The 17,666-nt window shown below is 65.7% G+C and carries 20 protein-coding genes; 9 read left to right on the forward strand and 11 right to left on the reverse strand.

Annotation, left to right across the window (positions count from 1 at the left end; all coding sequences use genetic code 11):
* Window positions 1-18: 18 nt before the first annotated feature.
* From HGI46_RS16750 to HGI46_RS16760, 3 genes are read right to left on the reverse strand one after another with little or no spacing between them, the layout of a single operon-like run.
* The gene (locus HGI46_RS16750) at window positions 19-807 is read right to left on the reverse strand and encodes a SprT family zinc-dependent metalloprotease (RefSeq protein ID WP_168905159.1); all 789 of its coding nucleotides are present in this window, start codon (window positions 805-807) and stop codon (window positions 19-21) included.
* Window positions 800-1,243 (reverse strand): YcgN family cysteine cluster protein, encoded by a 444-nt coding sequence (locus HGI46_RS16755; RefSeq protein WP_168905160.1) that lies wholly within the window; start codon window positions 1,241-1,243, stop codon window positions 800-802. Before HGI46_RS16755 ends, HGI46_RS16750 begins: the two co-directional genes overlap by 8 nt.
* A 7-nt stretch (window positions 1,244-1,250) precedes the next feature.
* On the reverse strand, window positions 1,251-1,862 hold the full coding sequence (locus HGI46_RS16760) for an SCO family protein (protein WP_168905161.1): 612 nt from the start codon (window positions 1,860-1,862) through the stop codon (window positions 1,251-1,253).
* Between the two features lie 79 nt (window positions 1,863-1,941).
* Between HGI46_RS16760 and HGI46_RS16765 the strand changes: the two genes are divergently transcribed.
* From HGI46_RS16765 to ssb, 5 genes are all read left to right on the forward strand, one after another.
* Window positions 1,942-2,556, forward strand: a complete 615-nt coding sequence (locus HGI46_RS16765) for an ankyrin repeat domain-containing protein (protein ID WP_118073114.1) — start codon at window positions 1,942-1,944, stop codon at window positions 2,554-2,556.
* An 11-nt stretch (window positions 2,557-2,567) separates the two neighbouring features.
* Window positions 2,568-3,218: a COQ9 family protein gene (locus tag HGI46_RS16770; RefSeq protein WP_168905162.1), complete on the forward strand. Its 651-nt coding sequence runs from the start codon at window positions 2,568-2,570 to the stop codon at window positions 3,216-3,218.
* A 132-nt stretch (window positions 3,219-3,350) separates the two neighbouring features.
* Window positions 3,351-3,605: a FeoA family protein gene (locus tag HGI46_RS16775; protein ID WP_168905163.1), complete on the forward strand. Its 255-nt coding sequence runs from the start codon at window positions 3,351-3,353 to the stop codon at window positions 3,603-3,605.
* Window positions 3,602-5,461: a ferrous iron transporter B gene (locus HGI46_RS16780; protein WP_118073116.1), complete on the forward strand. Its 1,860-nt coding sequence runs from the start codon at window positions 3,602-3,604 to the stop codon at window positions 5,459-5,461. Before HGI46_RS16775 ends, HGI46_RS16780 begins: the two co-directional genes overlap by 4 nt.
* 272 nt (window positions 5,462-5,733) lie before the next feature.
* Window positions 5,734-6,294 carry a single-stranded DNA-binding protein gene (ssb, locus tag HGI46_RS16785; RefSeq protein ID WP_168905164.1) on the forward strand — a complete coding sequence of 187 codons (561 nt, stop codon included), beginning with the start codon at window positions 5,734-5,736 and terminating at the stop codon, window positions 6,292-6,294.
* Between the two features lie 75 nt (window positions 6,295-6,369).
* Here the strand turns inward: ssb and HGI46_RS16790 are convergent, their stop codons facing one another.
* Window positions 6,370-7,116: a 7-carboxy-7-deazaguanine synthase QueE gene (locus tag HGI46_RS16790; RefSeq protein ID WP_168905165.1), complete on the reverse strand. Its 747-nt coding sequence runs from the start codon at window positions 7,114-7,116 to the stop codon at window positions 6,370-6,372.
* Window positions 7,117-7,157: 41 nt separating this feature from the next.
* Complete coding sequence (locus HGI46_RS16795; RefSeq protein ID WP_168905166.1) at window positions 7,158-9,872, reverse strand: valine--tRNA ligase; 2,715 nt, start codon at window positions 9,870-9,872, stop codon at window positions 7,158-7,160.
* Between the two features lie 128 nt (window positions 9,873-10,000).
* Here HGI46_RS16795 and HGI46_RS16800 point away from each other — a divergent pair, with 128 nt between their 5' ends.
* The 4 genes from HGI46_RS16800 to HGI46_RS16815 are packed head-to-tail and all read left to right on the forward strand — an operon-like array spanning window position 10,001 to window position 13,568.
* A complete protein-coding gene (locus HGI46_RS16800; protein ID WP_168905167.1) occupies window positions 10,001-11,119 on the forward strand; it encodes an ABC transporter permease in 1,119 nt (372 codons plus the stop codon).
* A complete protein-coding gene (locus HGI46_RS16805) occupies window positions 11,119-12,012 on the forward strand; it encodes an ABC transporter ATP-binding protein (RefSeq protein ID WP_168905168.1) in 894 nt (297 codons plus the stop codon). The genes HGI46_RS16800 and HGI46_RS16805 overlap by 1 nt, the downstream gene beginning before the upstream one ends.
* 10 nt (window positions 12,013-12,022) lie before the next feature.
* Window positions 12,023-12,982, forward strand: coding sequence for an MlaD family protein (locus HGI46_RS16810; RefSeq protein ID WP_118073118.1), 960 nt, complete (start codon window positions 12,023-12,025; stop codon window positions 12,980-12,982).
* Window positions 12,983-12,995: 13 nt separating this feature from the next.
* A complete protein-coding gene (locus HGI46_RS16815; RefSeq protein ID WP_168905169.1) occupies window positions 12,996-13,568 on the forward strand; it encodes an ABC-type transport auxiliary lipoprotein family protein in 573 nt (190 codons plus the stop codon).
* Window positions 13,569-13,685: 117 nt separating this feature from the next.
* Here HGI46_RS16815 and HGI46_RS16820 read toward each other — a convergent pair whose 3' ends face one another.
* The 6 genes from HGI46_RS16820 to crcB are packed head-to-tail and all read right to left on the reverse strand — an operon-like array spanning window position 13,686 to window position 17,533.
* Complete coding sequence (locus tag HGI46_RS16820) at window positions 13,686-14,381, reverse strand: ATP12 family protein (protein WP_118073119.1); 696 nt, start codon at window positions 14,379-14,381, stop codon at window positions 13,686-13,688.
* Window positions 14,382-14,384: 3 nt separating this feature from the next.
* Window positions 14,385-14,615 (reverse strand): hypothetical protein, encoded by a 231-nt coding sequence (locus HGI46_RS16825; protein ID WP_168905170.1) that lies wholly within the window; start codon window positions 14,613-14,615, stop codon window positions 14,385-14,387.
* On the reverse strand, window positions 14,612-15,268 hold the full coding sequence (locus tag HGI46_RS16830) for an HAD-IA family hydrolase (RefSeq protein WP_168905171.1): 657 nt from the start codon (window positions 15,266-15,268) through the stop codon (window positions 14,612-14,614). The genes HGI46_RS16825 and HGI46_RS16830 overlap by 4 nt, the downstream gene beginning before the upstream one ends.
* On the reverse strand, window positions 15,265-15,867 hold the full coding sequence (locus tag HGI46_RS16835; RefSeq protein WP_168905172.1) for an FMN-binding negative transcriptional regulator: 603 nt from the start codon (window positions 15,865-15,867) through the stop codon (window positions 15,265-15,267). The genes HGI46_RS16830 and HGI46_RS16835 overlap by 4 nt, the downstream gene beginning before the upstream one ends.
* Window positions 15,867-17,138, reverse strand: coding sequence for an RluA family pseudouridine synthase (locus HGI46_RS16840; protein WP_168905173.1), 1,272 nt, complete (start codon window positions 17,136-17,138; stop codon window positions 15,867-15,869). The genes HGI46_RS16835 and HGI46_RS16840 overlap by 1 nt, the downstream gene beginning before the upstream one ends.
* Complete coding sequence (crcB, locus tag HGI46_RS16845) at window positions 17,135-17,533, reverse strand: fluoride efflux transporter CrcB (protein ID WP_205525275.1); 399 nt, start codon at window positions 17,531-17,533, stop codon at window positions 17,135-17,137. Before crcB ends, HGI46_RS16840 begins: the two co-directional genes overlap by 4 nt.
* Window positions 17,534-17,666 lie beyond the last annotated feature (133 nt).

Consider the following 17,666-nt stretch of genomic DNA (forward strand, 5'->3'; position numbering starts at 1 on the left):
CTACCCATCGGCAGGCATTCAGCCAAACGGCACATAGAGCGAGCGACCGTGCCGCTTGAGCCAGCGGTTCGCGCTCTCGATCTCGCCTTCGAAAAGCTGTTCGAGATGAGCGTGGAAAGCGGGGCTGTGGTCGAAATGCTTCATGTGCGCCACCTCGTGGGCCACGACCGAACGTCGCACGAAATCGGGCGCCATGATCAGCCGCCAGTTCATCCGGATCGATCCGTCCGCCGCACAGCTACCCCAGCGGCGCTGCGCGCGCGACAGCGACAGGCGCGGCACCACTTCCCCGGCAAGGGCGCAATAGTGTGCAAGATCGACGGCAAAAAGCGCCAGCGCCTCTGCCTCCAGCCAGCGCTGCAGCCGTGGAGACAGCCCCTCGACCGGCCCGCCGACGATCAGGCGGCCATCTGTGATCACCGGCTTGCGGGGGGCCCGCTCCGACCATTCGATCTGCAAGGTCTCGCCCCGCCATGGCAGCGCGGCATCGGGCGCGATCGTGCGGGGTTCCGGCATCCGCGCCAGTTGGCCCGCGAGCCAGTCGGCCCGGTCGCGCGCAAATGCCTCGGCATCGCCGACGCGGCCCCACGCGGGGATGGAGATGCGCGCTTCGCTGCCATCGGGCGCAAGCCGCAGCGTCATGCGCCGGGCATGGCCAAGCTTGCGGATCACCAGCGGAAGTTCGCGCCCAGCCACGTCGATCGTGCGGCGCGATACCGCGCGCGGGGCCAAAGTTCCGCGAGAGGGGGTCTGCGACTTCGCTTTGGTGTCGGCGCGCCGTAGCCAGTCGAGCACGCCCCTACCCATCGAAGTATTCCGGGGGCACGACATGATCCTCGATCGGTCCGGCCAGCGTCTCGCTCACCGCCTTGCCCACGACCGACTTCCCGGCACGGTGCACTGCCTCGCGATCGCCCGACACCAGATAGTGCCAATCGGGCAGTGGCCTGTTCTCGGCCCTCAGGCGATAGGCGCAGGTGTCGGGCAGCCACGGCAGGTCGCGCGCCAGCTTCGGCGTCAGGCGCAGGCAATCGGGCACATAGGCGCGGCGGTGCTTGTAATCGCTGCACCGCGCAGTCCTGAGGTCCAGCAGCTTGCAGGCGACATTGGTGTGGACCACCTCGCCGGTGTCCTCGTCCTCCAGCTTGTGCAGGCAGCACTTGCCGCAACCGTCGCACAGCGCTTCCCACTGTTCGCGGCTGAGTGTCCCCACCGGCCGTTCCCAGAAGCGGTCCTCCGTCATTCCGGCGTCAATTCACCCACTTGGCGAGTTCGGCGGCCACGGCTTTGCCGTCCTGCTCGGCAGGCAGCAATGCGATGGCTGCGCCGTCCGGGCCCATCAGATAGGCCGCGCGGCTGTGGTCCATCAGGTAGGCATCGGGCTTGCCCTCGTCGCGCCGTTGATAGAACACCGCCCACTTCTTCGCGACGTCGGCGATCTGCGCCGGTGTACCCGTCAGCCCGACCACGTTCTTGCCGAAGTTCGCGGCATACTTGCCGACGACCGACGCGGTATCGCGCTCGGGATCGATGGTGATGAAGATCGGCACGATCGGCTTGGCGTCGGGGTGCTCCTTCGCGAACAGGCGCAGGCCCTGCGCGATGTTCTGCATGTCGAGCGGGCAGACATCCGGACAGAACGTGTAGCCGAAATAGACAATGCGATACTTGCCGGAAAAGTCGCTCCACTTCACGGCCTGCCCATCCTTGCCGGTCAGCGTGAAGTCGCCGCCGATTGCCGCGCCTGCGAGAGGCGGTTGCTCGGCAGGCGTCATATTGCAGCCGCCAAGCGCGAAAGTGCAGGTTGCGGCAAGCGCGGCGAGTGTCGATCTGAAAGTGAGGGCCATGGCGCGCCGGTTCATGCTCTGCTAACCGTGTCCTTGCAAGAGGCGAGTCCGCAAGGCCGTAAATGGCTGATGGGGCACGCAACAGGAGGATCGAATGCTGTCGAAGATGCGCAGGCCGCTTACCATGCTGGCCATGCTGCTGGCCGCTGCCACGGCAATTCCGGCGCAGGCCCAGTTTTCCGACAGCTACAAGTTTCTCGATGCCGTCCGCAAGAAAGAGGGCGACAAGGTGACCGAGGCCCTGAACGAGCCCGGCACACAGATCATCAATACCAAGGACTACACCACCGGGCAGACCGCGCTGCACATTGTCGTGGCCCGGCGCGACCTTGTCTGGGTGCAGTTCCTGATCGCCAAGGGAGCCAACGTCAACGCGCGCGACAACCGCGGTGTCACGCCGCTGGTGGCTGCCTCGGAAATGGGCTTTCTCGAAGGCGTGGATGAACTGATCAAGTCGGGCGCGCGCGTCGATGAGGCCAACAACACCGGCGAAACCCCGCTGATCAGCGCCGTTCACCGAAAGGACCTCGCGCTGGTGCGGATGCTGGTCAAGGCCGGGGCCAATCCTGATCGCCCGGACAATTCGGGCCGGTCCGCGCGCGATTATGCTGCGCTCGACAAGGGCAGCCCGGTGCTGGGCGAACTGGAAAAGGCTTCGAAGGAAGCAAAGTCCGCCGCGCCCAAGAAGACCTACGGCCCCTCGTTCTGACGGGTACTGACATGACCGACGAAACCCTCGATGCCCTCCGCCTTCGTCTGGCTCCGGCTATTGCCGAAGCTGCTGCGTTCGATGGCTGGAAACCGGCTGCCGTTGCTGCGGCCGCTGCCATGGAGGGCGTCGATCCCGCGCTGGCTGCCTTTGCGTTCCAGGGTGGTCCGATGCAGATGATCTCCGCATGGATCGCGCGCATCGACGCCGACATGGCCGATGCGCTGCCCAGCACCCAACTCGGCAACCTGCCGATTCGCGAGCGCATCCGCCGTCTTGTCCAGTTCCGGCTCGATGCGCTGGTCGGCAAGGAAGAAGCCCTGCGTCGCGCGCTGGCGGTCATGGCAATGCCGCAGAACGTGGCAAAGGCGACCCGGCTGGGCTGGTCGAGCGCCGATGCGATGTGGCGGCTCGCAGGAGATGTCGCCACCGATTACAACCACTATACCAAGCGCATCACGCTAGGCTCGATCTATGCTGCGACGCTTGCCTACTTCGCGCAGGATACCAGCGACGGCCACGAGGACACGCGCACCTTCCTCGACCGCCGGATCGAGAACGTGATGCAGTTCGAAAAGGCCAAGGCCAAGTTGGTCAAGCCGCGCGAGGAAACCTTCTCGCTGACGCGAATGCTGGGCCGCCTGCGCTATCCGGCGGCGTAACCGGTAACACATAGCGCGCCGCCCTTCGCCGGGATGACGATTGAAGGGTGGCGCCGACCTTCCTTTTTTGATCCAGCGCAATTCTATTGCGAATGACTTGCAAATGCTGGCTCGCTATGGCAGCGGGAACCGGTGACGCTCGATCAGCTCCCTATCGGTACGCCCGCCCGAATCGCATCGGTGGATTGGTCCGCGCTTGTCGCGGAAGAGGCGCAGCGCTTGCGTGCGCTTGGTCTTGACGAGGGGGCGAGGGTCACGCTCGCCTATCGTGGTGTCTTTGCCGGTCGCGATCCGCTGGCGGTGGAGATTGGCCGCATGACCGTCGCCATCCGCCGCATCCATGCGCTGGCGATGACGGTCGAACCGATCGCAGAAGCTGTCGCATGAGCAAGATGCCCACCGTCGCCGCACTGGTCGGCAACCCCAACGCCGGGAAAAGCGCGCTGTTCAACGCGCTGACCGGTGCGCGCCAGAAGATCGCCAACTATCCCGGCGTCACGGTAGAGCGCAAGGCGGGCCGCCTGCTGCTCCCCTCGGGCGAGCCGGTCGAACTGGTCGACCTGCCCGGCTCCTACGGCCTCGAAACCACCAGCCCTGACGAGGAAGTGACCCGCAAGGTCATCATGGGCGAGCAGGCCGGCCAAGCCAGGCCCGATGTCATCGTGCTGGTGCTCGACAGCTCGAACCTCGAACAGCACCTCGTTTTCGCGCAGGAAGTGCTCGAACTCGGCCGGCCTACGGTGGTTGCGCTCAACATGGTCGACCTTGCCGAGCGCGATGGCTTGACCCTCGATCCCGCCGCACTCGAAGCTGCGCTCGGGGTGCCGGTGATCCCGACCGTGGCCGTACGCCGTCGTGGCCTGACCGAACTTGCTGCCGCCATCGCCGAAGCGCGTGACAAGCCCGAGCGCGCGCACGATGCAGCGCGTCCCCACGTCACCCTGCCCGAACGCCGCATGCTGGCCCACCAGATGGCGACCGCGGCGATCCTTTCGGAGACGGCAAAGCACCGCATCCATGCGCGCATGGACAGGCTCCTGCTCCACCCGTGGGCGGGGCCACCGATCCTCTTCGCGTTCCTGTTCATCGTCTTCCAGGCGGTGTTCAGCTGGGCCACGCCCTTTGCCGATGCGATTGACGGCGGCGTTTCGGCGCTCGGCGATCTGGCCAAGGCCACCCTGCCCGAAAACCTGCTGCGCGATCTCCTGACCGATGGCGTGATCGCAGGCGTCGGCTCGGTGCTGGTGTTTCTGCCGCAGATCATCATCCTGTTCTTCTTCATCCTGACGATGGAGGCGACCGGCTACATGGCCCGCGCCGCCTTCCTGATGGACCGCATGATGGCCGGCGTCGGCCTTTCCGGGCGCAGCTTCATCCCGCTGCTGTCGAGCTTCGCCTGCGCCATCCCCGGCATCATGGCCACGCGCAGCATCACCGATCCCAAGGACCGCCTGACCACGATCCTGATCGCCCCGATGATGACGTGTTCGGCGCGTTTGCCGGTCTATGCGGTGATCATCGCCGCGTTCATCCCCAACACCCGCGTCGGCCCCGGCATTGGGTTGCAGGGTCTCGTCCTGTTCTGCCTCTACGTCGCCGGGATCGTCGGCGCGATGGTGGTGGCGCTTGTCCTGCGCCGTTCGGTCACCAAGGGCGCGGCTTCGGGCTTCATCATGGAGCTGCCCAAGTACCAGCTGCCCACGCTCAAGGACCTCGCGCTCGGCCTGTGGCAGCGCGCGTGGATCTTCCTGCGCCGCGCGGGCACGATGATCTTCACCGTCACGATCGCGCTGTGGATCCTGCTGAACTTCCCGCGCGCAGAGCCGGGGCAGGACCAGGTCAACGCCTCGGTCGCCGGTACTCTGGCCAATGGCCTGTCGGTCGTGCTCGAACCCATCGGCTTCAACCGTGACATGAGCCTGGCGATCATCCCTGCAATGGCCGCGCGCGAAGTCGCGGTCAGCTCGCTCGCCACGACTTATGCCGTCAGCGCCAGTGATGACGAGGATCAGGCTGCGATGGCGCTGGGCGACCAGCTCAAGTCGCGCTGGACCCTGCCGATGGCGCTCGCCTTCCTCGCGTGGTTCGTCTTCGCGCCGCAGTGCCTCTCGACCATCGCCGTCGCCCGGCGCGAGACCAACGGCTGGAAATGGCCGGCGTTCATGCTCGCCTACCTCTTCGCGCTGGCCTATGCGGCGGCGGGGGTGACCTACTGGACGGCGATTGCGGCGGGGCTGGGTTAGAAGGGTTTCACGCAAAGGCGCGGAGAAGAAGGGGAGGCGCGGGGTTGTCGCGCTTGCGGCATAGCCGCTCTCCAATTCCAATCTTGCGTCAGCCTCGTCGTTGCCGGAGTAGAGGGGCCTGTCGGCCCAGCGCTACCCCCCTCTGCGTCTCCCTTTCTTCTCCGCGTCTCTGCGTGAACCAATCTTCCTTCTGGAAAACTCACAGGCCCGGACTCGCCCCCCACCAAAGCCATGCGCTACGCAATCGGCCAGATCAGAAGGAACGTGATTCGATGGCAGGCAGCGTCAACAAGGTGATCCTTGTCGGGAACCTCGGGGCAGACCCCGAAATCAAGAGCTTCCAGAACGGTGGCCGCATCGCCAACCTGCGCATCGCGACATCCGAAAGCTGGAAGGACCGCGCCACCGGCGAGAAGAAGGAGCGCACCGAGTGGCACTCCGTGGTGATCAATTCCGACGGTCTCGTCGGCGTGGTCGAACGCTTCCTGCGCAAGGGCTCGAAGGTCTACATTGAAGGCCAGCTGCGCACCCGCAAGTGGCAGGATCAGTCCGGCAATGACCGCTACACCACCGAAATCTCGGTCGGCGGCATGGGCGGCGTGCTGACCATGCTCGATGGGTCGGGCGGCGCTGGCGGCGGCGGCATGGGCGGTGGCGGCGGCGGCCGCTCGTCCGGCGGTGGCTGGAATGATGGCGGTTCTTCGGGCGGTTCGGGCGGCTTCGGCGGCGGTTCCTCGCGCGGTGGCGGCTCGTCAGGCGGCAGCGCCGGCGGTGGCTGGAACCAGGGCGGCGGCGGCTTCGGCGACGATCTGGACGACGATATTCCGTTCTGATCGTCGGATTGCTTGACGCAGGAACAACAAGGCGCTGCGGGCAAAAGCTTCGCGGCGCTCTTGTTTATCGCAAGCTCAGGTCCCCCGTGTATCCCCGTAGAGGTGGATATGCAGCCGGTCGGTAAAGCGCCAGCCGCGTTCCAGCGCTTCCTCGGCCAGCCAGCGCGAGCGTTCGCGCAGAACTGAACTGGCTGTGCCCTCGGGCATCACGAACAGGTGATCGCTGGCGATGCCATGGCGGTCCTGCAGCGCGGCGATCTCGGCAAGGTCGGAAGCGCTGGCCACCACGAACTTGAACCATGCGCGGGTATCGCGTGCCCATGCATCCAGCCGCTCGGGCACCAGCGCCAGTTCTGCGGGATTGCCCGAATGCGCCAGCTTGGGGCTGACGTTGAACTGGTCGATCAGCGCATCGAGTTCCGGATGCACTGCCACGGTGCCGTTGGTCTCGACCTCGACATGCAGGGCAGGGCGTTCGGCCTTGAGCATGGCCACGGTGCGCGCCAGCGCTGCCCCCTGCAACAGCGGCTCACCACCAGTGATCACCAGCCGCTCCTCGGGGTGGGACAGGATCAGCGCGGCTGCGTCAGCCTCGCTCATCGCGATCTGGTTCTCTCCCCGCTCGAACGCCACCTCGTCGCGGTGCGGCCGATTGTCGCCGGTGAAGCGCCAGGTATAGGCGGTGTCGCACCAGCGGCAGGCGAGGTTGCAGCGCGAAAGCCGTACGAACACCGAGGGCCGACCCATGCCAGGGCCTTCGCCCTGAAGCGAGGAGAACACCTCCGGCTCGCCGGGGTTCACGGTGGCCAACACGATCGACATCTCAGGCCCTTACTTCTTCCCCCATCAAGGGGGACGGGAGTTTATCCCAACCGCTGCAGCGCCGCCGCCAGGCGCTCGGCCTCGGCAGCATGCATCGCGTGGTCGGCGCGGGCCTTCTCGACCGCTTCGGGCTTGGCCTTCTCGACGAACGAGGGATTGCCCAGACGCCCTTCGAGCGACTTCGCTTCCTTCTGCGAGACTGCCAACGCCTTCTCCAGACGCGCCTTCTCCGCCGCGATGTCGATCACGCCTTCGAGCGGTACGATGATGTTGGCATCGCCCGCGCCAACCTGCATCGCAGCGCCCGAAGGCGCCGATTCGAAGCGGATGCCGTTTAGCCGCGCAAGACGCTCGATTGCCGCAGGGTTCGCCTCGATGATCGAGCGCGTCTGCGCCGAAGGCTCGGGCAGGTAGGCGTCAAGCTTGGCCCCCGGCGAAATGCCGAGTTCGTTCTTGGCGGTGCGCAGGTTGGAGACCAGCGCGATCAGCCATTCGACCTCGCGCTTGGCGGCCGCATCTACCGTAGCTTCGGGCTTGGGCCAGGCCGCGACGATCAGCTCGCCGTCGCGCTTGCCCAGCGCATGCCACAGCTCTTCGGTTACGAACGGCATGAACGGATGGAGCATCACCAGAATCTGGTCGAGCACCCAACCCGCGACCGCCTTGGTCTCGGCATCGAAGTTGCCCTTGATCAGTTCGATGTACCAGTCGCAGAACTGGTCCCACACGAAGTGATAGACGGTGTTGGCCGCGGCATCGAAGCGCAGGTCGGCCATCGCCTGATCCAGCGCGGCGACGGTTTCGACGACTTCGCCGATGATCCACTTGTTGACCGCCGCTGTGGCGGCAGGGGCTGCGACCGAGGTGCTGCCGGTGATACCGTTGCTCTGGCAGAAGCGCGCGGCGTTCCACAGCTTCGTGGCGAAATTGCGATAGCCCTCGACGCGCTTCTCATCCATCTTCACGTCGCGGCCCTGGCTCTCCATCGCGCACATGAAGAAGCGCAGTGCGTCAGCCCCGTACTTGTCGATCAGGCCGAGCGGATCGACCACGTTGCCCTTGGACTTGCTCATCTTCGCGCCATCGGCGGCGCGGACAAGGCCGTGCAGGTAAAGCTTCTTCCAAGGCACCTCTTTCATGAAGTGCAAGCCCTGCATCGCCATGCGCGCATCCCAGAAGAACAGGATGTCGAAACCCGAGACAAGCAGGTCGTTGGGATAGTGCTTCTTGAGCAGCGGTGCGTCTTCATCCGGCCAGCCGAGCGTGGCGAAGGGCCACAGGGCGGAGGAGAACCACGTGTCGAGGACATCGTTGTCGCGCTCCAGCGTCACGCTCGCGCCTGCTTTGGCCTGCGCTTCCTCTTCGGTTTCGGCAACATAGCACTGGCCGTCCGAGCCATACCAAGCCGGAATCCTATGCCCCCACCACAGCTGGCGGCTGACGCACCAGGGCTGGATGTTTTCCATCCAGTTGAAGAAGGTCTTTTCCCAGGTCTTCGGCACGATCTCGATAGCACCCGAGCGGACCGCTTCCATCGGCGCCTTGGCCAGCGTTTCGGCATCGACGTACCACTGGTCGGTCAGCCACGGCTCGATCACCACGCCGCCACGATCGCCAAACGGGGTCTGGATCGTGCGCGGTTCGGCATCGTGCAGAACCTCGTTGCCTTCCTTGTCCTTCGTCACGTGCGGGATCAGGAAGCCCTGTTCCTTCATCCGCTCGACCACGAGCTTGCGCGCATCGAAGCGGTCGAGCCCGAGGAACTCCGCAGGCACCAGCCCGTCGGCGGTCTGCACCACCTTGGCCTCGGCATCGAACATGTTGAGCATGCCGGCGGCCTTGATCCCGGAGCGCTTGCCCACTTCGAAGTCGTTGAAATCATGCCCCGGCGTGATCTTCACCGCACCCGAACCCAGTTCCGGATCGGCGTGCTCGTCGGCCACCACCTTGAACCGGCGTCCGGTCAGCGGCTGCAGGATGTCCTTGCCGATGACCGACTTGTAGCGCTCGTCCTCGGGATGGACCGCCACGGCCATGTCGGCCAGCATCGTCTCGGGGCGCGTGGTCGCAACCTCGATGTAGTCCAGCCCGTCGTCGCGCTTCACGCCATCGGCCAGCGGATACTTGAAGTGCCAGAAGCCACCCTGAACCTCGCGCGTCTCGACCTCAAGGTCCGAGATCGCCGTCTTGAGCTTGGGGTCCCAGTTCACCAGCCGCTTGTCGCGGTAGATCAGGCCCTGGTTGTAGAGGTCGACGAAGACCTTCACCACCGCGCGGGTGAAGTGCGGGTCCATCGTGAACTGCTCGCGCGACCAGTCCATCGAGCAGCCGAGGCGGCGCAACTGGCCGGTGATCGCGCCGCCGCTTTCCGCCTTCCACTCCCACACCTTGTCCACGAACTGCTCGCGGGTGTAGTTGGTGCGCTTGTCCTGCTTCGCCTCCATCTGGCGCTCGACCACCATTTGCGTGGCAATCCCGGCGTGGTCCATGCCCACCACCCACAGCGCATCCTTGCCGCGCAGGCGTTCATAGCGGATCGCCACGTCCTGCAGCGTGTTGTCGAGCGCGTGGCCTATGTGGAGCGAACCTGTCACGTTCGGCGGCGGGTTGACGATGGTAAAGGGCGCGGCATCGGGCCGCTCGGGGCGGAACAGCCCGTTCTGCTCCCAGTGGGCATACCACTTGGCTTCGATCCCGGCGGGTTCGAATGTCTTGGCGAGTTCGCCGGAAGTCTGCGCTGAAGTCGTCTCGGTCATGGGGCAGCGCCTTGCCATTGCCGGCCCGCGCCTGCAAGCGTTCCGGGGAACCGCAAGCGTTGTTCCGCCGTTACGGCGCTTGTGATGCACTTGTCGCCTTGGATTAAATCCCCCATGAAGCGGGCAAGATGCGGGAACTGACCGATTTCCAGATTGAGGCCTCTGCGCAGGGGGAAGGCGCGACGCTCGCCTTCCGCGGGCCGATGACGGTGTCCTCGCTGGGCCTTGCCGATGCGCGTCTGCGCTCCATCGGCGAATCCGTCAGCGTGATCGATCTTTCCGGTGTGACCCGGATGGACACCGTCGGCGCGTGGACCGTCTGGCGGCTGTCGCGAGACAACGACGCGAAAATTACTGGCTGCAGCGAGGATGCGCAGAAGCTGGTCGATGCGATCAGCAAGGCGGATTCGAACGACCATTCGGTGGCCGCCGCGCGCCTCCCGCTGCTTGAACGCGTGCCCGCGCATGTCGGCGATGTGATGATCGGTCTGGGGCTGGGCATGTTGCAGGTGCTCGGCTTCCTCGGCCAGATCATCCAGGCCGCCGGGACACTGCTGCGCCACCCATCGCGCTTTCGCGGCAAGGCGCTGGTCCACCAGATGGAACTGGTGGGCGTGAACTCGCTCGCGATCATCGGGTTGATGAGCTTTCTCGTCGGCATCGTCATCGCCCAGCAGGGTGCAGTGCAGCTGCGCCAGTTCGGGGCGGAGATCTACACCGTCAACCTCGTCGGCCGCCTGACCTTGCGCGAGCTTGGCGTGCTGATGACCGCAATCATGGTCGCCGGCCGCTCCGGCTCGGCCTTTGCGGCACAGCTTGGCACGATGAAGCTGACCGAAGAGGTCGACGCCATGCGCACCATCGGCGTCTCTCCGATGGAGGCTCTGGTCGTCCCGCGCATTGCGGCAACGATGATCATGATGCCGCTGCTCGGCTTCTATTCGGCCTTCCTTGGCATCATCGGCGGCGCCTTCCTGTCGAGCGTTTCGCTCGGCATCCCGTTCTTCACCTTCCTCGCGCGGATTCAGGAAGTGGTGCCCCTGCACGACGTCTGGGTTGGCCTGACCAAGGCACCGGTATTCGGCCTCATCGTTGCGCTGGCGGGCTGCTATCAGGGCATGCAGGTCAAGAACAATGCCGAGGAAGTCGGCGCGCGCACCACCGCTGCGGTGGTCATGGCGATCTTTACGGTCATTGTGCTCGATGCGTTCTTCGCGGTGTTCTTCACCAATATCGGGTGGGGCTGATGGAACAGGCCGCAACCACCACGACCGAGCAGCTTGTCGGCCTGCCTGATCCGTTCGAGGGCAAGTACCCGATCCGCGTGCGCGGCGTGCGCAATGTCTTTGGCGATCACGTGATCCACGATGGCCTCGATCTCGATGTGCGCCGGGGGGAAATCCTTGGCGTTGTCGGGGGGTCGGGCACCGGCAAGTCGGTCCTGATGCGCACGATCATCGGCCTGCAGATTCCCGATGCGGGCGAGGTCGAAGTGCTCGGCGATACGATCACCGATGCCCGCGACGATGATGACATCGACATCCGCAGCCGCTGGGGCGTGTTGTTCCAGGGCGGCGCGCTGTTTTCGACGCTGACCGTGGCCGAGAACGTCGAAGTCCCCTTGCGCGAATTCTATCCCGAAATCAGCGACGAACTCCGCCACGAGATTGCGCGGTACAAGGTCCTGCTTTCGGGCCTGCCGGCCGAGGCGACAAGCAAGTATCCGTCCGAACTTTCCGGCGGCATGAAGAAGCGCGCCGGCCTTGCCCGTGCGCTCGCGCTCGATCCCGAATTGCTGTTTCTTGACGAGCCGACCGCCGGGCTGGACCCGATCGGCGCAGCGGCGTTCGACCAGCTGATCCTCAAGCTGCAGCAGACGCTTGACCTCACCGTGTTCCTGATCACCCACGATCTCGATACGCTGTATGAAATCTGCGACCGGGTGGCGGTGATCGCGGACAAGAAGGTGATTGCCGTGGGCACGATCCCGGAACTGCTCGCGCTCGATCATCCGTGGATACAGGAATACTTCAACGGCCCGCGCGGACGTGCGGCGCAAGATGCGCAAGAGCGGCATGATGCTGTGCGGGCAACACTTTCGGACGACGGGCGTTCTTCGCCTGATCCTGACGGGGCATAAGGACTAGCCGATGGAAACGCGCGCAAACCATATCTGGGTCGGGCTCGTCACGCTGGCATTGCTGGCGGCGACCGCCGTGCTGACCATCTGGATCGCGCGCCTGAACCAGGGCGACCTCAACGAATACGACATCTTCTTCAAGCAGTCGGTCGACGGCCTGGCCAAGGGGTCGGAGGTCTCATTCTCGGGCGTGCCGTCGGGCCAGGTCAAGGACATCAAGCTGTGGGAGCGCGATCCCGAGTTCGTGCGCGTGCGCATCGCGGTCGACCGCAAGGTGCCAATCCTGCAGGGCACCACTGCCAGCCTGCTCGGCAGCTTCACCGGCGTTTCGACGATCCAGCTTTCCGGCGCGGTCAAGGGCGCCCCGCCTATCGCTTGTCCGAAGGAAAACAAGCGCGCCACTTGCCCCGAAGGCGTGCCGGTGATCCCGACCAAGCGCTCGGGCCTTGGCGAAATCCTTTCGAACGCGCCGCTCCTGCTCGAACGTCTCGCTACGCTGACCGAGCGCCTGACCATGGTGCTGTCGGACAAGAACCAGAAGTCGATCGAGAACATCCTCGCCAACACCGATCGCATGACCGGCAATCTCGCCGATGCCTCGCCCGATGTGAAGCGCACGCTGGCCGAACTGCAGGCCACGCTGCGGCAGGCCAACTATACGCTGGCCAGCTTCGAGAAGCTGACGAACTCGGCCGACAATATGCTCAACAACGATGCCAATGGCCTCGCCAAGCAGCTGCGTCAGACGCTGAAATCGGCCCAGGGCGCGGCTGATGAGCTGCAAGGCACCCTGAGCGAAGCCCGCCCGGCCGCCCGCCAGCTGAACGAACGCACGCTGCCTGCGGCCGAAGCGGCCATCCGCGATCTGCAGGCGACCACGAAGAGCTTGCGCGAAGTGACCGACCGCCTGAACGATCAGGGCGTCGGCGGTTTTGTCGGCGGCCCCAAGCTGCCCGACTACAAGAATTGAGGAGGCGATGAAGATGATCCGCAAAGCCCTTGTCGTCCCCGCACTTCTCGCCGCCCTCTCCGGTTGCGTCAGCCTCGGCCCCAAGGTGCCGGACACGCTGCTGGCGCTCACCCCCACCGCCGCGCCTGCTGCAGGCAGCGGCACCAGCGGCACGTTGGCCACTGCGCTGGTAGTGATGGAGCCCTCGGCCGAAGCGCGCCTCGCCGTCACGCGGGTGCCGGTGCAGATTGACGATGCCAACGTGGCCTATCTCCAGAAGACGATGTGGGTCGAACGCCCCTCGCGCCTGTTCCAGCGCCTGCTCGCCGAAACCATCCGCGCGCGCGGCAGCCGCCTCGTGATCGAGAGCGATCCGGGTGCAGCGGGTCTCCACCTCTCGGGCCGCCTGCTCGACATGGGCTACGACGCGCGCACCCGCTCCGCCGTGGTCCGCTACGATGCGGTCAAGGAAGCCGGCGGCCGCGTGGAGACCAGGCGCTTTGAAAGCACGGTGCCGGTGGCAGAGGCCGAAGCCAAGTACGTCGGCCCGGCGCTGAACGAAGCCGCGAACGCCGTGGCCAAGCAGGTGGCCGACTGGGTGGGGTGATGTTGCCCTTGCGCTGATTGGGCAGCAACTGGATCCCGGCCTGCGCCGGGATGACGAGAAACAGAGCTTTGTATCAATCGTCACCCCGGCGCAGGCCGGGGACCATTGCCTGTAAGCCTAACCCCGCGCCAGCCCCGCAAACCGCGCCGCCGCCGCAAACGCGCCAGCCCGCTTCTCGCGCCGCTCCATCGCTTCGGCGTCCTTGCCCCAGAGTTCGGCCTGCCAGTCTTCTTCGAGGTTGGCGGCATCCCACAGCGCGTCAAGGTCGGCTTGCGGTTGCAGCGCGGCGAGGCCGATCACCAGCGAGGCGGCGAGGCTGGTGGTGTTGCGCAAGGCGGCAAGCTGGAAGGCATCGAGCGCTTCGAGTTCATCGCGCAGGGCGGCCAGCGTTTCGACCGGTTGCGGCTTGTGGATAATGCCGGTTACCCGCACGAACTGCACGCCCAGACGGGTTTCGGCATTCGCCAGCAACGGTTCCCACATCAGCCGCTGGCGCGCGGCAAAGGCCTCGTCCGGCTCGGCGCGATAACATAGCGTATCGGTCTCGGCGTAGGGCAGGATTTCCCCGATCACCGAGGCGCGGTCCCGCGCCACCACGTCGATCGCGTAGTCTGCCATGTCGCGCAGCAGGAACAGCGCGGGGTCGATTTCCGGTCCTTGCGCAGACCATTCCGCCGCCATGGCCTCGGCCAGGGCTTGCGTCGGCACCACTTGCGGCCTGCCGCCTACCGTCTTGATCGCCCGCCCGTCGAGCCTCACCCCGAAGCCGCCTTCTGCCGCCTCGACCGTCACTGCCTTGTAAAAGCGCTTCATTGTCTATTCCGGAGTACGCCACCGCCGCGCGACGATGCGCGGCAGGAAAAAGAAGTCCCACAGGCCTGCCAGAGCCAGCACGATCCCGACCAGCGGCGGGAGCTCGGCCAGCGGCCCCGGCCCCTTGCCCGCCTGCACCAGCACGCCGAGCAGCACCAGCACCGCGCCCGAAGCCCGCACCGCCTGCAACGCGAAATAGCGGCCCATTGCCGGATCTCGGGCCTGATCGCTCATGCAATCCTCCCCAGCAGTGCACGCAAGTCCTCGATGCTCGTCGCCACCGCTTCCGCGCCGGCTTCGATCAGTTCCTCGGTCTCGTGATAGCCCCAGTCGACCCCGAACGAGCGCACGCCCGCGTTCACGCCCATGTGAATGTCATAGACGGTGTCGCCGATCATCGCCGTGCGTGCGCGATCCGCGCCGGCATCGGCAATGCACTGCTCGATCATCGAGGGGTCGGGCTTGGAAGGATGACGGTCCGCGGTTTGCAGCGAGACGAAATGCCCGGTCAGCCCATGCGTGGCGAGGCAATGGGCAAGGCCCCGGTCTGACTTGCCGGTGGCGACGGCAAGTTGCCAGCCTTGCCCCGCGAGTTCCTCGATCAGCGAGGCGATGCCTTCATAGAGCGGCTCGGCCACCGCCCCTGCGGCACGGCGGGCGCGGAAGGCGTCCTTGTAGAGTTCGGTGAGGCTCGCGTGCTCGTGGTGTTCGCCCTCAGGGTGCAGTTGGCGCATCGCCTCGTGCAGCGAGAGGCCGACGACGCGGCGCGTCAGCTGGCGTTCGGGCGGGATCAGGCCCGCAGCCTTGAACGCCGCATCCATCGCCGCGCAGATATCGGCCTGGCTGTCGACCAGCGTGCCGTCGCAATCGAAGATCGCCAGTTTCAAGGAACAAGCCTCCGCATCAGTTCGGCGATCGCCGGAGAGCCCTCGGCTTCCAGCCCAGCCGCCACGCGCGCACGCTCATCGGCGCTCTTGTTCTGCGATAGCTTGAAGGTGGGCCGCCATGCCAGCACTTCCATCTCGAAGCCGACGATCCCGCCCATCATCGCACGCAGCTTGTCCTCGGGCATCTTGTCCATCGTCCAGGGTGTGCCTTCGGTCACCCGCGCCTCATGCGCATCCGAAACGGTCTCGAGCAGTCCGCGCAGTCCATCCTGATCCATCCGCCGCACCCGGCCTTCCATCTCCAGCGCGACGTAGTTCCACGTCGGCACTTGCGCCGGATCGGCATACCAGCGCGGGCTGACATAGCCGTCCGGTCCGTTGATCACCGCCAGCGCGGTCATGCCGTCAAGATGCCGGGTCAGCGCATTGCCCCGCGCGAGGTGGAACTGCACCGCTCCGTCGCCGGTCGAATGCAGCGGTACGTGCGCCACGCGCGGCCCGTCCGGCACCGTGGCAAACACCATCCCGAACCCGATCTCGGCAATCAGCGCCTCGAACAGGTCGCGGTCATCATGCCGGAAGGACGGGTTGGGATGCATCAGTCCTTCCGCGTCCTCGGGGCAGGCTTGCCCGATGGCGCCCTGCGCGGAGCAGCAGGCTTCCCGGCAGGCTTTGCAGGACCCTTTTTCGGCGGCGCGCCCTTTGTCGGACCAGCGCGCTTGCCCGTGGGCTTGCGACCGGCGCTGCCCGCACCCTTCTCACTGTCGGCGCGCTTGCGGCGTTCGCCCCGGCGCTCCTTGCGATATTCCTTGGCGTGCTGCTTCGCCGCGCGCTTTTGCATGGTCTTTTCAGGGACCAGCTTGGGCGCTTCCAGCGGCAGGTCGCCGTCTTCCTCGTAGAAGCCGAGGCTGGCCATGCTCGCCGCGAAGTGCGCCGGAAGCGGCGCGGTCACGTCGATCAGGTCGCCCTCGGGATGCTCGATCCGCAGGCGGCGGGCGTGGAGGTGCATCTTGCGGCTGATCGTGCCGGTCAGGAACGCGGCCTGCCCGCCATACTTGCCGTCACCGACGATCGGATGGCCGATCGCTGCCATGTGCACGCGCAACTGGTGGGTGCGCCCGGTCAGCGGCTGCAGTTCGACCCATGAGGCCGAATTGCCCGCGCGGCTGATCACGCGGTAACGGCTGCGCGCGGACTGGCCCTGGCCGCTCTCGTCGACCATCATCTTCTCACCGCCCGTGCCCGGCTGCTTGGCCAGCGGCAGTTCGATCAGTCCGTCCTTCACTTCTGGCACGCCAACCACCAGCGCCCAGTAGATCTTGCGCGCCGAGCGGCCGGAGAAGTGCTTGGAAAAGAATGCTGCGCTGCCCGGCGTGCGCGCGATGAGCAGGACGCCCGAGGTGTCCTTGTCCAGGCGGTGGACGAGGCGCGGGCGGGGCTCGCCATCGGCGGCATAGGCATCGAGCAGTCCGTCGACATGCTCGTGCGTGCCGCTCCCGCCTTGCGTCGCAAGGCCCGGCGGCTTGTTCAGCACGATTGCGGCGCGGTCCTTTTCGAGGACCATCGATTCGGCCAGCGCAATCTGCTCCTCGGTCAGCGGCTTGCGCACGCGCTGGCCCTTGATCCCGGCGCCCACCGGCGTGGCATTGCCGGGAGGGACGCGCAAGGTCTGCCCGGCTTCGAGCCGCGTATCGACATCGGCGCGCTTGCCATCGACGCGGATCTGCCCGGTGCGGGCCCAGCGCGATACGGTGGCAAAGCCGACCTGCGGCAGGTGGCGCTTGAACCAGCGGTCAAGCCTTGCTCCGGCATCGTCGCGGCCCACGGTGAACTGGCGGACGTTGTCGTCCGGGATCTTGCCGCGGCTCATGCTGCACCCCGCATCATTGAAAGGCCAAGGAACAGCCCGGCCACGCCGCCCAGCAGCGAGCCCAGCGCATAGAAGCCGGCCATGCCATAAAGTCCGCGCTGCATCAGCATGGCGGTTTCAAGGCTGAAGGCAGAGAAGGTGGTGAAGCCGCCGAGCACGCCGACGCCGAGCAGCAGGCGCAGCGATTCGCTGCCGTCCTGCCGCGCCAGCCATCCTGCAAGCAGGCCCATCAGCAGGCTGCCGCTGACGTTGATCAGGAAGGTGCCCCATGGGAACAGCGTGTTGGGACCGGAAAACGCAGTTACGGCGCGCCCCGCGTGATAGCGCAGCATGGCGCCTACGCCGCCACCCAGGGCGACGATGGCAGTTGCCGTCAGTGTATTGGGAGAGTTCATCCGCCGCCCTTAACCTCATGGCCTGCAAAATGCACGACTTTGCTTGCCTTTGTGGCCCGATTTGGCTAGTGGCGCACCCGTTCGGGCCGGTCCTGTACGGATTCGGCTTGTTTTGTGTTTCCAGATTCAAGGT

The sequence above is a fragment of the Novosphingobium sp. ERW19 genome (assembly GCF_012641315.1).
Classification (GTDB): Bacteria; Pseudomonadota; Alphaproteobacteria; order Sphingomonadales; family Sphingomonadaceae; genus Novosphingobium.

What these genes read in the sequence shown, in the direction of transcription:
- HGI46_RS16750 (WP_168905159.1), bottom strand. Translation starts at nt 807, where the DNA reads ATGGGTAGGGGCGTGCTCGACTGGCTACGGCGCGCCGACACCAAAGCG.
- HGI46_RS16755 (WP_168905160.1), bottom strand. Translation starts at nt 1,243, where the DNA reads ATGACGGAGGACCGCTTCTGGGAACGGCCGGTGGGGACACTCAGCCGC.
- HGI46_RS16760 (WP_168905161.1), bottom strand. Translation starts at nt 1,862, where the DNA reads ATGAACCGGCGCGCCATGGCCCTCACTTTCAGATCGACACTCGCCGCG.
- HGI46_RS16765 (WP_118073114.1), top strand. Translation starts at nt 1,942, where the DNA reads ATGCTGTCGAAGATGCGCAGGCCGCTTACCATGCTGGCCATGCTGCTG.
- HGI46_RS16770 (WP_168905162.1), top strand. Translation starts at nt 2,568, where the DNA reads ATGACCGACGAAACCCTCGATGCCCTCCGCCTTCGTCTGGCTCCGGCT.
- HGI46_RS16780 (WP_118073116.1), top strand. Translation starts at nt 3,602, where the DNA reads ATGAGCAAGATGCCCACCGTCGCCGCACTGGTCGGCAACCCCAACGCC.
- ssb (WP_168905164.1), top strand. Translation starts at nt 5,734, where the DNA reads ATGGCAGGCAGCGTCAACAAGGTGATCCTTGTCGGGAACCTCGGGGCA.
- HGI46_RS16790 (WP_168905165.1), bottom strand. Translation starts at nt 7,116, where the DNA reads ATGTCGATCGTGTTGGCCACCGTGAACCCCGGCGAGCCGGAGGTGTTC.
- HGI46_RS16795 (WP_168905166.1), bottom strand. Translation starts at nt 9,872, where the DNA reads ATGACCGAGACGACTTCAGCGCAGACTTCCGGCGAACTCGCCAAGACA.
- HGI46_RS16800 (WP_168905167.1), top strand. Translation starts at nt 10,001, where the DNA reads ATGCGGGAACTGACCGATTTCCAGATTGAGGCCTCTGCGCAGGGGGAA.
- HGI46_RS16805 (WP_168905168.1), top strand. Translation starts at nt 11,119, where the DNA reads ATGGAACAGGCCGCAACCACCACGACCGAGCAGCTTGTCGGCCTGCCT.
- HGI46_RS16810 (WP_118073118.1), top strand. Translation starts at nt 12,023, where the DNA reads ATGGAAACGCGCGCAAACCATATCTGGGTCGGGCTCGTCACGCTGGCA.
- HGI46_RS16815 (WP_168905169.1), top strand. Translation starts at nt 12,996, where the DNA reads ATGATCCGCAAAGCCCTTGTCGTCCCCGCACTTCTCGCCGCCCTCTCC.
- HGI46_RS16820 (WP_118073119.1), bottom strand. Translation starts at nt 14,381, where the DNA reads ATGAAGCGCTTTTACAAGGCAGTGACGGTCGAGGCGGCAGAAGGCGGC.
- HGI46_RS16825 (WP_168905170.1), bottom strand. Translation starts at nt 14,615, where the DNA reads ATGAGCGATCAGGCCCGAGATCCGGCAATGGGCCGCTATTTCGCGTTG.
- HGI46_RS16835 (WP_168905172.1), bottom strand. Translation starts at nt 15,867, where the DNA reads ATGCATCCCAACCCGTCCTTCCGGCATGATGACCGCGACCTGTTCGAG.
- HGI46_RS16840 (WP_168905173.1), bottom strand. Translation starts at nt 17,138, where the DNA reads ATGAGCCGCGGCAAGATCCCGGACGACAACGTCCGCCAGTTCACCGTG.
- crcB (WP_205525275.1), bottom strand. Translation starts at nt 17,533, where the DNA reads ATGAACTCTCCCAATACACTGACGGCAACTGCCATCGTCGCCCTGGGT.